Here is an 11,858-nt window from a genome sequence, read left to right on the forward strand (position 1 = left end):
AGCGGCCCGCGCCTGTCGCACAGGCAGCCCCGTAAAATCGACGCTTCGCCCGCGCGCACCCCGCAGCGCCTCGGGCCAGTCATCCAATCCCGATCACAGCATGTCCAGCCCATCCGAACAGCCCGGCCTCAACAGCCTGTCGAAGTCTTTCGAACCCGCCGCCCTGGAAGCCCACTGGGGCCCGGAGTGGGAACGGCGCGGTTACGGCGTCGCGGGCTTTCGAGGCACGGGCAAGCCCAAGGCGGGAGCCCCAGCGTTCGCCATCCAGTTGCCGCCCCCCAACGTGACCGGCACACTGCACATGGGGCACGCTTTCAACCAGACCATCATGGACTCGTTGACGCGATACCACCGCATGATGGGTTTCAACAGCGTCTGGGTACCTGGCACCGACCACGCGGGCATCGCGACCCAGATTGTGGTCGAGCGCCAGTTGCAGGAACGGGGCATCAGCCGCCACGACATGGGACCCACGCCGCTTGAAGCGCGCAAGAACTTCGTGGCCAAGGTCTGGGAGTGGAAGGAGCAAAGCGGCCACACCATCACCACGCAGATGCGCCGCATGGGCGACTCGGTGGACTGGAGCCGCGAGTACTTCACCATGGATCCCAAGCTCTCGACCGTGGTGACCGAGACCTTTGTTCGTCTGTATGAGCAGGGCCTGATCTACCGCGGCAAGCGCCTGGTCAACTGGGACCCAGTGCTGATGAGCGCGGTCTCCGATCTGGAGGTGGAGAGTGAGGAAGAAGACGGCTTCATGTGGCACATCGCTTACCTGCTGTCCAGCGGCAGCGGTTCGCTGACCGTGGCCACCACCCGCCCGGAAACCCTGCTGGGCGATGTGGCCGTGATGGTGCACCCGGAAGACGAACGCTACAGCGCGCTGATTGGTCAGTACGTGAGGCTGCCGCTGTGCGATCGCGAAATCCCGGTGATCGCCGATGAGTACGTGGACCGCGCATTCGGCACCGGCGTGGTCAAGGTCACGCCGGCACACGATGCCAACGACTACGCCGTGGGCCAGCGCCACCAGCTGCCCATCATCGGCGTGCTGGCACTCGACGCCACCATCAACGAACACGCGCCCGACAAATACCGCGGCATGGACCGGTTTGTGGCACGCAAGGCGGTGGTCGCCGACCTGGAAGCCGCCGGCCTGCTGGTCGAGACCAAAAAACACAAGCTCATGGTGCCGCGCTGTGCGCGCACCGGCCAGGTGATCGAGCCCATGCTGACCGACCAGTGGTTCGTCTCCATGCAGTCCAAGGGCAACGAGAAAAACACCAGCGGCACCTCGATCGCAGACAAAGCCATTGCGGCCGTGAAATCGGGCGAGGTGAAGTTCGTTCCAGAAAACTGGGTCAACACCTACGACCAGTGGATGAACAACATCCAGGACTGGTGCATTTCCCGCCAGCTCTGGTGGGGTCATCAGATTCCGGCCTGGTACGACGAGCAAGGCCAGGTCTACGTGGCGCGCAACGAGGCCGAAGCGCAGGCCCAGGCACCCGGCAAAAAGCTGCGGCGCGACGACGACGTGCTCGACACCTGGTATTCGTCAGCGCTGGTGCCGTTTTCAACCATGGGTTGGCCCGAGCAAGGCGATGCCGTTACCGACGACTACAACCTCTACCTGCCCAGCAGCGTGCTGGTCACCGGCTACGACATCATCTTCTTCTGGGTCGCCCGGATGATCATGATGACCACGCACTTCACCGGCCGAGTGCCGTTCAAGCACGTCTACATCCACGGCCTGGTGCGAGATGCGCAGGGCCAGAAAATGAGCAAGAGCGAAGGCAACGTGCTCGACCCGGTGGACCTCATCGACGGCATCTCGCTCGCCCCTTTGCTGGACAAGCGCACCACCGGACTGCGCAAGCCCGAGACCGCGCCCAAGGTGCGCAAGCAGACCGAGAAAGAATTCCCAGACGGCATCCCGGCCTACGGTGCCGACGCGCTTCGTTTCACCTTCGCTGCACTGGCCTCGCTAGGTCGCAGCATCAACTTCGACAGCAAGCGCTGCGAGGGTTACCGCAACTTCTGCAACAAGCTCTGGAACGCCACCCGCTTCACGCTGATGAACTGCGAGGGTCAGGACTGCGGACTGAAGGAGCATGGCGCGGCCGAATGCCTGCCGGGCGGCTACCTGGAGTTCAGCCAGGCCGACCGCTGGATCGTCTCGACTCTGCAGCGGGTGGAGGCCGAGGTGGCACAGGGCTTTGCCGAGTACCGCCTCGACAACGTGGCCAACACCATCTACGAATTCGTCTGGAACGAGTTCTGCGACTGGTACCTGGAAATCGCCAAGGTGCAGATCCACACCGGCAGCGAAGCGCAGCAACGCGCCACACGGCGCACGCTGATCCGCACGCTGGAAACCATTTTGCGGCTGGCTCACCCGGTCATCCCCTTCATCACCGAGGCGCTGTGGCAGACGGTGGCGCCCGTGGCCGGGCGCGCGGGCGAATCGGTGAGCATCGCCGCCTACCCGGTGAGCCAGCCAGAACGCATCGACGCAGAGGCCGAGGCGCATGTGAACAGGCTCAAGAGCCTGGTCGATGCCTGCCGCACGCTGCGCGGCGAGATGAACGTCTCGCCCGCGACCCGGCTACCGCTCTACGTACTGGGCGATGCCGAGTTCATGACCGCCGTGGCACCTGTGTTGCAAGCACTGGCCAAGCTGAGCGAGGTTCAGGTGTTTGCCGACGAAGCTCGCTGGTCGGCTGCGGCGCAGGCTGCTCCGGTGGCGATGGTCGGGGCTGCGCGCCTGTGCCTGTTCATGGAAATTGACGTGGTCGCCGAGAAGGCCCGCCTGACCAAGGAAGTGACCCGGCTGGAGGGCGAAGTCACCAAGGCCAACGCAAAGCTGTCGAACGAGGCCTTCGTGGCCAAGGCGCCAGCGGCGGTGATTGATCAGGAGAAGCAGCGTGTGGCCGACTTCGGCGCCACACTCACCAAGCTGCGCGAGCAGATCGCACGCCTGTGAGCGCGCACCAGGCACCAGACCTCAGCGCTGGTGAGACTCGATCGAGTCCCACTGCGACGGCGTGACCGACTGCGGATCTTCCTGCTCGGCGTAATCCAGGCTGTCGAGCACGGAGAAGTCGCTGTGACGGCTTTCTTCCTTGGCCACCGAGGGTGACAGGGTTTCGTGAATGCGGTGCGCCACGTACCAGCTTGCGCGCAGCTTGGCCTCGCGGGTGTGTGAGCCCAGCCGCGGCGTGAGGTGCAGGTTGGGCAGGTCGTACAAAGGCGTGCCGGCGGCCGCGAAAGAGGGGTTGGCACCGTCGAGCAGGCAGGCGTCGATGCGCCCGTCGCTCAGGGCCAGGGCCAGGGCCTCGATATCAAACAGCGAGCTGCGACTCACGCCCACCCAGAGCTGGCCAGGTTTGCAGTGGCTCAGCAGGCGCTCGTTGATCCAGCCACGAAAACGCGAGGCGTAAACCACCTGCAGCGAAACCGCATCCGAGCGCGCGAGCAGCTCGTTGATCGTCACCGGCTCCACACCCAGCTTGTCCCAGAGAGGCGCAGCGTGGTGGACCGCGGGGTCGTAGCCCAGCAGGCGAACGCCAAGGCTCTTGAGCATGGGAGCCAGGGTGTGCGCCACTGGCGCCAGACCAAGCAGGCCCACGGTGCTGCCCGCGAGCTCGCGGCCCATGCGCACCTGAGAAATCTTGCGGCCCAACAGCGCGCTGATCATGCCGCGCCGGTACAGCATGAGCAGGCCGTACAACAGGTACTCGGCGTTGGAGCGCACCGTCGCACTGCGCGCCTGCACCACCCGCACCCGGCGCCGCGCGCAGGCTTCCAGATCGGTGTTGTCGCTGGAGATCTGCATGCGGGCAATCACCTGCAGCTTGGGCGAAAAATCGAGGAATTCCTGTGACACCACCACGTGCGGCGGCAGCACCAGGGCGCGGGTCTTGTAGGCGTTCTTGCGCAGCTCGATCGGATCGTCACCCCACTCGGGACGAAAACTCACCTCATGTCGCTCCTGCAACCAGGCCAGCGCCTCGGGCACCAGGGGATCAATCAGCAGGACTTCCATGGCCGGTGAAGAGCAGGAACGGTTCAGATCCGCCGGTGGATGGTGAATTCAGCGGCGCTTGAGCACCGAAATGTGTTCGTTGCCCTGGGTCTGCTGCTCCAGCAGCTCGTTGCCGGTCTGCTTGGCAAAGGCTTGAAAATCGCGCACCGAGCCGGCATCGGTGGACACCACGCGCAGCGTCTGACCGCTGGTCATTTCGGCCAGGGCTTTCTTGGCCTTGAGAATGGGCAATGGGCAGTTGAGGCCGCGTGCATCAAGTTCTTTGTCTGCGTTCATGGTCAATCCTTGGGAGACCCGATTCTAAGCGGCCTGACCGGGCGGTGCCGACGGATGCAAACCTGGCTGGCCGGCGCCATCGTCCGGCGCGGGGGCACTCGGCTCCGCGGCGGAGGCCCATTCCATGAACACCGGTTCGTGGCCTCGACTGCGCAACCAGTCGGCAAGCGCCAGACCGGTACCTGCTCGCCAGCACTTCACCTGCTCGGGTCTCAGAAGCCGGTACTCGGCCAGCTCAGGCGAGAGCCGCACTTCTCCGTGGGCAACCGCGTGGTAAGTGATGATGACCTGGTTCATGCGCTGAAAATCATGAACCCCCACCAGAGCGAGTGCACTCACGCTGAGCCCGGTCTCCTCGCCGATTTCGCGCGCGATGCCCTGCTCTGGCGTCTCGCCCGCCTCCATGAATCCGGTGATGAGCCCCATCATGCGATGTTGCCACGCCGCATTGCGCGCGAGCAGCACATGGCCGTCGAGCTCGACGATGGCCGCCAACACTGGCGTGGGGTTGTTCCAGTGCGTGAAGTCGCATGCGGGGCAGCGCAGCCGTTCGGTCAGGCCCGCGTCTTCCAGCTCGCTTCGCAAGGCCAGCGGCGAGGCACAAATCGGACAAAACCGGTACTCAGTGATCATCGGATTCGAAGAGGTGCACTTCTCGGGGCCAGAAATGCTGAGGATGAAGGGGAGTCCTTCTCAGGGATACCGCAGAACCGGCTCCGCCGAGCCGCAGGTATCAGCCCGTGGGGGGGTGACGCACAGCGGCGCGGGGGTGGTCATCCTCATGCCGGGAACACGCCAGTCGACAGGTAGCGGTCACCCCGGTCGCAGACGATGAAGGCAATGGTGGCATTTTCCACTTGCTGCGCCACCTGCATAGCCACCCAGCAAGCGCCGGCAGCCGAGATGCCGGCGAAGATGCCTTCTTCGCGTGCCAGGCGCCGGCACATGTCCTCGGCATCCGACTGGCTCACGTAAACCATTTCGTCAACGCGGCTGGGATCGTAAATCTTGGGCAGGTATTCCACCGGCCATTTGCGGATGCCCGGAATGCGCGAGCCCTCCTGCGGTTGCGCGCCCACGATTCGCACGGCCGGGTTCTTTTCCTTGAGGAACCGCGAGACGCCGGTGATGGTGCCGGTGGTGCCCATGGCACTCACGAAGTGGGTGATGCGCCCGTGCGTCTGTGCCCACAGCTCGGGGCCAGTGGTCTCGTAATGAATGCGCGGGTTGTCTTCGTTGGCGAACTGATCCAGCACTCGACCTTTGCCCTCGGCCTGCATGCGCTCGGCCAGGTCGCGCGCCGATTCCATGCCTCCGCTTTTGGGCGTGAGGATAAGCTCGGCACCAAACGCCTTCATGGTCTGCGCCCGCTCGATGGACAGGTCCTCCGGCATGATGAGCACCATGCGGTAGCCCTTGATGGCCGCGGCCATCGCCAGCGCAATACCGGTGTTGCCCGAGGTGGCTTCAATGAGCGTGTCGCCCGGGTGGATGTCACCGCGTTCCTCGGCGCGCCGAATCATCGAGACCGCGGGCCGGTCCTTGACCGAGCCGGCGGGATTGTTGCCCTCGAGTTTGCCCAGCAGCACATTGCCTTTCGCGCGGTTCTCCGCAGCACCGATCCGCTGCAGTGCGACCAGGGGCGTCTGACCGATCGCGTCTTCAATCGTTGGGTAGTTCATGGATGGCACTGTGCCATAATTTCGGGCTGCACGAGTTTCAGCCCGGGTGGTGAAATTGGTAGACGCAGGGGACTCAAAATCCCCCGCCGCAAGGCGTGCCGGTTCGATTCCGGCCCCGGGCACCACCTTACAGGCCGCACAGCGCTTCAGCGCTGTGCGGCTTTTTTTTTGCCGCCGTCCCCAGCGGCCTCGCCACGCTCGGCACGGTCCAGTTCGTCGCTCAGCAGTCGACGGTACAGACCTGGCAGTTCGCGGCTCATGCTGTTGGTCTCGATGCCGTAACCCAGGCTGGTCCAGGTGCCAGAGAGCCGGCGGAGCACCGGCACCACGCGCCCCTGGCGCAACTGCGCTGAAAGGTCGGTTCGCCACGGCCGCGGGTCGGCCAGCCAGGCGTGCACCACGACGTCCTGATTCAGCGCCGAAAAGCTCAGGCTCACGGCGTCGAGCGCGTCGTCTGTTCGATCGGGGTGGTAACGCGCCGCGAGCTCCAGCCAGGTTCTGTAGAGCAGCTGATATCGGCCCGCGGCGGTCGAGCAGTTGCCTCGGTTGGGCCCCTGGCCGATGGCCTCACAGCGGTTCGGGTGGCGCTCCAGCGTACCCACCGCACCACCGCCGTGCAACACGTGGTACGGCCGCATCACATTGGACTCGGCTGCCGAGATGGTGCGCATGAGCGCGCGCAAGTGCGGGTCACCTCCGGGCATCACCAGTTGCTGCGTACCCGGGATCAGCATCAGCGGGCGCCAGACCCACAACAGCAGCAGCATGAGCGCCACCGCCAGTGCCATCAGGGCCCAGCGCGAATGCAGCAGACGCCGCCCCCAGCGCCGCGCCTGCGTGGCGGACGAATCGAAGGCAGACGTTTCGGCGTCGGGCAAATGCATGGTGGGATGGAACAGGCGTGGCGCGCCAAGTCGGGAGGCCGAAATTGTGCTGAGACAATGGGCATTGTCATTCACCGGCTCAGCCCGCTTTCAGGTTTTCTTCATGCTTTTGCCATCCCTCGCCGTGCTGGCAGGCCTTGTCCTGCTGGTGTGGAGCGCCGACCGATTCGTGGACGGTGCATCAGCCACCGCCCACCACTTCGCCATGCCGCCGCTGCTGGTGGGCATGCTGATCGTTGGCTTTGGCACCTCGGCCCCGGAAATGGTGGTGTCGGTACTCGCGGCCTCACAGGGCAGCCCCGGCCTGGCGCTGGGCAATGCCTGGGGCTCCAACATCCTGAACATGGCACTCATCCTGGGCATCACCGCGCTGATCACGCCGATCGCGGTGCAGTCGGTGATCCTCCGCAAGGAGCTGCCGATATTGATCGCAGTGACGGCGCTCTCCGCGCTGCTGGTCTGGGACGGTCTGCTCACGCGATGGGACGCCGTGTTGCTGCTTGCCGTGTTTGGCGGGTTGATCGCCTGGTCGATCGTGGCCGCGCGCGGGCAGGGCCGCGACTCGCTGGCGTTGGAGACCGCCACCGAGCTGAGCGCCGGCGCGATGCCGCTGAACCGCGCCCTGTTGTGGCTGGGACTGGGCTTGCTGGTGTTGGTGGGCAGCTCGCGCCTGATGGTGTGGGGCGCCGTAACGATCGCACAGACGCTGGGCGTGAGCGACGTGGTGATTGGCCTCACGGTGGTGGCCATCGGCACCTCGCTGCCCGAGCTGGCCTCGTGTGTGGTCGCGGCGCGCAAGGGGGAAGACGACATTGCGTTGGGCAATGTGCTCGGCTCCAGCCTGTTCAACACCCTGGCGGTCGTGGGACTGGCAGCGGTGATCGCGCCGATGGACATCGAGCCCACGCTGCTCACGCGCGACCTGCCGGTGATGGCGGGTCTGACGGTGTTGCTGTTTGTTCTGGGCTGGGGATTTCGCGGCCCAGGCCGGATCAACCGCTTCGAGGGCGGATTGCTGGTGGCGATCTACCTGGGCTACACCGCTTGGCTGCTCAGCACCCTGGCGCCGACCGCTTGAGCCTTCACGCCTCCAGCCCCTCGCGCACGGTGGGATAGCGCAGGCGCAAGCCCAGTTCGTGCTTCATGCGCTGATTGTGCAGGCGGCGCGACTCGCTCATGAAGCTCAGTGCCATGGGCTGCAAGCGCTCGCTTGCTTCAGCGCGCGGCACGCGCGGCGGGCGCGGCAGACCGTAGAGGTCGGCGGCGAAGTCGAAATAGTCGCCCATCTTCATCTCGGTGTCGTCGCTCACATTCACGTTGCGCTGGGGACGGGCACGCCACAGCGCCAGCGCACAGGCCCGCGCCAGATCGTCGGCATGGATGTGGTTGGTGAACACATCGTCTTCGGTCTGCAGCACCGGAGTGCCGCGCATCAGGCGCGCGCGCGGCGTGCCACCATCGCGGTCAACGGCGTAGATGCCAGGAATGCGCAGCGCCGTGGTGCGCACGCCGCTGGCACGACCCAGCCAATGCACCGTCGCCTCTGCATCCACGCGCCGCCAGGCCCGAGGCGTGAGCGGCGCCACGGGTGTGGCTTCCGAAACCCAACGCCCTTGCTGATCGCCATACACACCGCTGGTGGACCCATAGACCAGGGTGCTCGGCAGCGAGCGCAGCATCAGCGCACGCACCAAGCCTCGCGTGCGCGGATCCAATCGCCAGTCGACCGGCTCGCCCGAGGGCGGAGGCGCCAGGTGCAGCACGCGCGTAGCCAGACCAGCCAGGCGCGCCAGGCCGCGCGCATCGTCCAGGTTGCCCAACAGCGGCGTGATGCCCCGCGCGCGCAGTTCGGCGCGGCGATCGGGTGACGAGGTGAGGGCGCGCAGCGTGAGGCGCCGGCCTGCGCCCAGCACTGCTGCCGCCCGCTGCCCCACATCACCACAGCCCACGATCAACACCCGCTCGCGCCGAAAGCGCGCGGGCAATGCGCCCATCAAGCCCATGCCAGTCCCCAAGCCATTGCCGCATCGCGGCCTTTGTCGAATTTGCGAGAATGGCGGTTTGCCATTGCCACACCGCAGCGTGCAGGTGTGCGCTCTCCTGACAATCAGTATGACATTCACCATCACCATCGAGCCCAGCGGGCGCAGTTTCAGCGCCGGCCCGGATGAAGCCATCTTGGCCGCCGGCATTCGCCAGGGCATCGGCTTGCCCTACGGCTGCAAGGACGGCGCCTGCGGATCTTGCAAGTGCAAGAAGCTCAGTGGCAGCGTGGTCCACGGACCTCACCAGTCCAAGGCGCTGAGCGCCGAGGAAGAAGAAGCCGGCTTTGTGCTGACCTGCTGCGGTGTGGCGCACAGCGATGTGGTGCTGGAGTCGCGCCAAGTCACGGAAGCTGGCGCCTATGCCATCAAGAAGATGCCGGTGCGCGTGAGCGCTTTGGAGCGCGCCTCGCCCGACGTGATGGTGCTGCGCCTGCAGCTGCCCGCGAGTGACACGTTTCAGTACCACGCAGGTCAGTACGTCGAGTTTCTCCTGCGCGATGGCGAGCGCCGCAGCTATTCGATGGCGAACGCGCCACATACCCAGAGCGCCGCACCGCAGATGGAGCTGCACCTGCGACACATGCCAGGTGGCAAGTTCACCGACCACGTGTTTGGTGCGATGAAGGAAAAAGACATCCTGCGCATCGAAGGGCCTTACGGCAGCTTTTACCTGCGAGAAGACAGCCCCAAGCCCATGGTGCTGCTGGCGTCGGGCACCGGCTTTGCACCGATCAAGGCGCTGATCGAACACATGCAGTTCAAGGGCATCAGCCGGCCCGCCACCTTGTACTGGGGCGGCCGCCGCCCGGCCGACCTGTACCAACAAGCCTGGATCGAAGCGCGCCTAGCCGAGATGCCGCAGCTGCGCTACGTGCCGGTGGTGTCGGACGCGCAACCCGAAGACGCCTGGACCGGCCGCACCGGCTTTGTTCACCGCGCGGTGCTGGAAGACTTTCCCGATCTGTCCGGTCATCAGGTCTACGCCTGCGGCGCACCCATCGTGATCGAGTCGGCCCGCACCGACTTCAGCGCGCTGGCTGGGCTGCCAGCCGAAGAATTCTTTGCCGACTCGTTCACGAGTGCGGCGGACAAAATTTGACCCACCCCCGTCGCTGCGCTCCGTCCCTCAAAGGGCAACACCTGCGGCCCGGCAAAGCCGGTTCCGCGGTGTTGATTGGAGAAGACCCGTCGCGCGCACAGGCCCTTTAGACTCCCACTTCACCCTTCCACTCACAGCCACCTCGCGATGGCACAGAAGCGAAAGAGACCAATCCATGATCCACCGCCGCATCCTCAACACCGCACTCGCAGCCGCCCTGGTCTGGCCCGCCATCGGCATGGCGCAGACCACCACGCGCATCATCGTGCCGTTCGGCGCTGGTGGTCCCATTGATGTAACCACGCGCGTGCTCGCCGAAGCCGTCAAGGGCTCGCTGGGCACAGTGATCATCGAGAACCGGGCCGGAGCAGGCGGCAACATCGGCGTGGCTGCTGCGGCCAAGGCCGCGCCCGACGGCCTCACCATCGGCGTGGCCACCACCGCTTCGCATGGCATCAACCCTTGGCTGTTCAAGACCCTGCCATACGACCCGGTGAAGGACACGGTGCCCATCACCCAGATGCTGCGTGTGCCCAACGTGCTGGTCATCAATGCCGATGCGGCCAAGCGGCTCAACATCAACTCGGTGGCCGACCTGATCGCGTACGCCAAAGTCAATCCAGGCAAGCTCAACTACGGCTCGGGCGGCAACGGCAGCGCGGGTCACCTCGCTGGCGAGCTGTTCAAGAACCAAGCCGGGTTCTTCGCGGTGCACATCCCCTTCAACGGCGGCAACCCTGCGCAGACCGCACTGCTCGGTGGCCAAGTCGACTTCAACATCGACAACCTCGCCACCGCCGCGGCCAACATCCGAGCTGGCCGCATCAAGGCCCTGGCGGTCACCACAGCACAGCGGAGCGCGGTGATGCCCGATGTGCCGACCCTGGCCGAGACTCTGCCCGGGTTCGAAATCGACACCTGGTGGGGCCTGTTTGCACCGGCTGGCACGCCGCCAGAGACCGTGCGCAAGCTCAACGCCGCTTTCACCGAGGCGCTGCGAACGCCTGAAGTCAAGGCCCGCTTCGCCACCCTCATGGCCGAACCTGCACCCAGCACGCCAGAGGCTTTCGACGCCTTCATGAAGAGCGAGCGCACCAAGTACGAGCGTGTGGTCAAGATCAGCGGCGCGCGCGTCGACTGATTCGCCAGAGCAAGCAACCCAAAAGAAAACGGCACCCAAGGGTGCCGTCTTTTTGAATGCGAGCAGCGGGCGATCAGCCGCCGGCCAGCAGCTTCTTCAAGTCGTCGGCCAGTGCCTGCGCACCCGTGCCGTAGCGGTGGTAGAGGCGCACGCGACCCTGCGGGTCGTACACGTAGCTGCCCGCCGAGTGGTCCATCGTGTAGGTCTCGGGCGAGCTGCCCACCACCTTCTTGTAGTAAATCTTGAAGCTCTTGGCCACCTCGGGCAGTTCCTCTGGCTTGGCGTAGAGCGCGAGAAAGGTGGGGTCGAAGGCGGCCATGTAGGCCTTCATGATCTCGGGCGTGTCGCGTTCGGGGTCGATGCTGACAAAGAGCCCCTGAAAACGCTCGCCGTCAGCACCCAGCATCTGTTTGACCTGTGCCATTTCGGTCATCGAAGTCGGGCAGACATCGGGGCACTGGGTGAAGCCGAAGAAGATGACCACCGCCTTGCCCTTGAAGTCGGCCAGGGTGCGCGGCTGTCCGTTGTGATCGGTCAGCGAGAACCCGGTGGCGTAGTCGGCACCCGTGATGTCGATGCCGGTGAACGGGACCTTGGTTTCACCGCAAGCCGAAAGCGCCAACGCCGCAGCGCCAGCCAACAAGCAACGACGACGGGAGACAGAGAGGAGTTTCATCGTGATT

The 11,858-nt window shown here is 65.1% G+C and carries 11 protein-coding genes and 1 tRNA gene; 5 read left to right on the plus strand and 7 right to left on the minus strand.

Features of this window, described 5'->3' with window-relative positions:
* Window positions 1–100: 100 nt before the first annotated feature.
* Window positions 101–2,986: a valine--tRNA ligase gene (locus tag QUV25_RS02560; RefSeq protein WP_300861074.1), complete on the plus strand. Its 2,886-nt coding sequence runs from the start codon at window positions 101–103 to the stop codon at window positions 2,984–2,986.
* A 21-nt stretch (window positions 2,987–3,007) separates the two neighbouring features.
* Here the strand turns inward: QUV25_RS02560 and QUV25_RS02565 are convergent, their stop codons facing one another.
* From QUV25_RS02565 to cysM, 4 genes are all read right to left on the minus strand, one after another.
* Window positions 3,008–4,048 (minus strand): NAD(P)-dependent oxidoreductase, encoded by a 1,041-nt coding sequence (locus QUV25_RS02565; protein WP_300861075.1) that lies wholly within the window; start codon window positions 4,046–4,048, stop codon window positions 3,008–3,010.
* 48 nt (window positions 4,049–4,096) lie between these two features.
* Window positions 4,097–4,324, minus strand: a complete 228-nt coding sequence (locus tag QUV25_RS02570; protein ID WP_300861077.1) for a sulfurtransferase TusA family protein — start codon at window positions 4,322–4,324, stop codon at window positions 4,097–4,099.
* Window positions 4,325–4,348: 24 nt separating this feature from the next.
* Complete coding sequence (locus QUV25_RS02575; RefSeq protein ID WP_300861078.1) at window positions 4,349–4,957, minus strand: NUDIX hydrolase; 609 nt, start codon at window positions 4,955–4,957, stop codon at window positions 4,349–4,351.
* Window positions 4,958–5,103: 146 nt separating this feature from the next.
* On the minus strand, window positions 5,104–6,006 hold the full coding sequence (gene cysM, locus QUV25_RS02580; RefSeq protein WP_300861079.1) for a cysteine synthase CysM: 903 nt from the start codon (window positions 6,004–6,006) through the stop codon (window positions 5,104–5,106).
* A gap of 40 nt (window positions 6,007–6,046) precedes the next feature.
* Here cysM and QUV25_RS02585 point away from each other — a divergent pair.
* A tRNA-Leu gene (locus QUV25_RS02585) sits at window positions 6,047–6,131 on the plus strand.
* Between the two features lie 21 nt (window positions 6,132–6,152).
* Here the strand turns inward: QUV25_RS02585 and QUV25_RS02590 are convergent.
* Window positions 6,153–6,890 carry a glycoside hydrolase family protein gene (locus QUV25_RS02590; RefSeq protein WP_300861080.1) on the minus strand — a complete coding sequence of 246 codons (738 nt, stop codon included), beginning with the start codon at window positions 6,888–6,890 and terminating at the stop codon, window positions 6,153–6,155.
* 103 nt (window positions 6,891–6,993) lie between these two features.
* On the opposite strand from QUV25_RS02590, the gene QUV25_RS02595 reads away from it, so the two are divergent.
* Entirely contained in the window at window positions 6,994–7,968 is a 975-nt protein-coding gene (locus QUV25_RS02595; RefSeq protein WP_300861081.1) for a calcium/sodium antiporter, read from the plus strand.
* A gap of 4 nt (window positions 7,969–7,972) precedes the next feature.
* Here QUV25_RS02595 and QUV25_RS02600 read toward each other — a convergent pair whose 3' ends face one another.
* Window positions 7,973–8,893, minus strand: a complete 921-nt coding sequence (locus QUV25_RS02600) for an NAD-dependent epimerase/dehydratase family protein (RefSeq protein ID WP_300861082.1) — start codon at window positions 8,891–8,893, stop codon at window positions 7,973–7,975.
* A gap of 109 nt (window positions 8,894–9,002) precedes the next feature.
* Between QUV25_RS02600 and QUV25_RS02605 the strand changes: the two genes are divergently transcribed.
* Window positions 9,003–10,034: a CDP-6-deoxy-delta-3,4-glucoseen reductase gene (locus tag QUV25_RS02605; protein WP_300861083.1), complete on the plus strand. Its 1,032-nt coding sequence runs from the start codon at window positions 9,003–9,005 to the stop codon at window positions 10,032–10,034.
* A gap of 175 nt (window positions 10,035–10,209) precedes the next feature.
* Window positions 10,210–11,175, plus strand: coding sequence for a tripartite tricarboxylate transporter substrate binding protein (locus QUV25_RS02610; protein WP_300861084.1), 966 nt, complete (start codon window positions 10,210–10,212; stop codon window positions 11,173–11,175).
* A gap of 73 nt (window positions 11,176–11,248) precedes the next feature.
* On the opposite strand, the gene QUV25_RS02615 is transcribed toward QUV25_RS02610, so the two are convergent.
* Window positions 11,249–11,851: an SCO family protein gene (locus QUV25_RS02615; protein WP_300861085.1), complete on the minus strand. Its 603-nt coding sequence runs from the start codon at window positions 11,849–11,851 to the stop codon at window positions 11,249–11,251.
* Window positions 11,852–11,858 lie beyond the last annotated feature (7 nt).

The organism is Hydrogenophaga sp. (assembly GCF_030373245.1).
GTDB lineage: Bacteria > Pseudomonadota > Gammaproteobacteria > Burkholderiales > Burkholderiaceae_C > Hydrogenophaga.

What these genes read in the sequence shown, in the direction of transcription:
- QUV25_RS02560 (WP_300861074.1), top strand. Translation starts at nt 101, where the DNA reads ATGTCCAGCCCATCCGAACAGCCCGGCCTCAACAGCCTGTCGAAGTCT.
- QUV25_RS02565 (WP_300861075.1), bottom strand. Translation starts at nt 4,048, where the DNA reads ATGGAAGTCCTGCTGATTGATCCCCTGGTGCCCGAGGCGCTGGCCTGG.
- QUV25_RS02570 (WP_300861077.1), bottom strand. Translation starts at nt 4,324, where the DNA reads ATGAACGCAGACAAAGAACTTGATGCACGCGGCCTCAACTGCCCATTG.
- QUV25_RS02575 (WP_300861078.1), bottom strand. Translation starts at nt 4,957, where the DNA reads ATGATCACTGAGTACCGGTTTTGTCCGATTTGTGCCTCGCCGCTGGCC.
- cysM (WP_300861079.1), bottom strand. Translation starts at nt 6,006, where the DNA reads ATGAACTACCCAACGATTGAAGACGCGATCGGTCAGACGCCCCTGGTC.
- QUV25_RS02590 (WP_300861080.1), bottom strand. Translation starts at nt 6,890, where the DNA reads ATGCATTTGCCCGACGCCGAAACGTCTGCCTTCGATTCGTCCGCCACG.
- QUV25_RS02595 (WP_300861081.1), top strand. Translation starts at nt 6,994, where the DNA reads ATGCTTTTGCCATCCCTCGCCGTGCTGGCAGGCCTTGTCCTGCTGGTG.
- QUV25_RS02600 (WP_300861082.1), bottom strand. Translation starts at nt 8,893, where the DNA reads ATGGGCTTGATGGGCGCATTGCCCGCGCGCTTTCGGCGCGAGCGGGTG.
- QUV25_RS02605 (WP_300861083.1), top strand. Translation starts at nt 9,003, where the DNA reads ATGACATTCACCATCACCATCGAGCCCAGCGGGCGCAGTTTCAGCGCC.
- QUV25_RS02610 (WP_300861084.1), top strand. Translation starts at nt 10,210, where the DNA reads ATGATCCACCGCCGCATCCTCAACACCGCACTCGCAGCCGCCCTGGTC.
- QUV25_RS02615 (WP_300861085.1), bottom strand. Translation starts at nt 11,851, where the DNA reads ATGAAACTCCTCTCTGTCTCCCGTCGTCGTTGCTTGTTGGCTGGCGCT.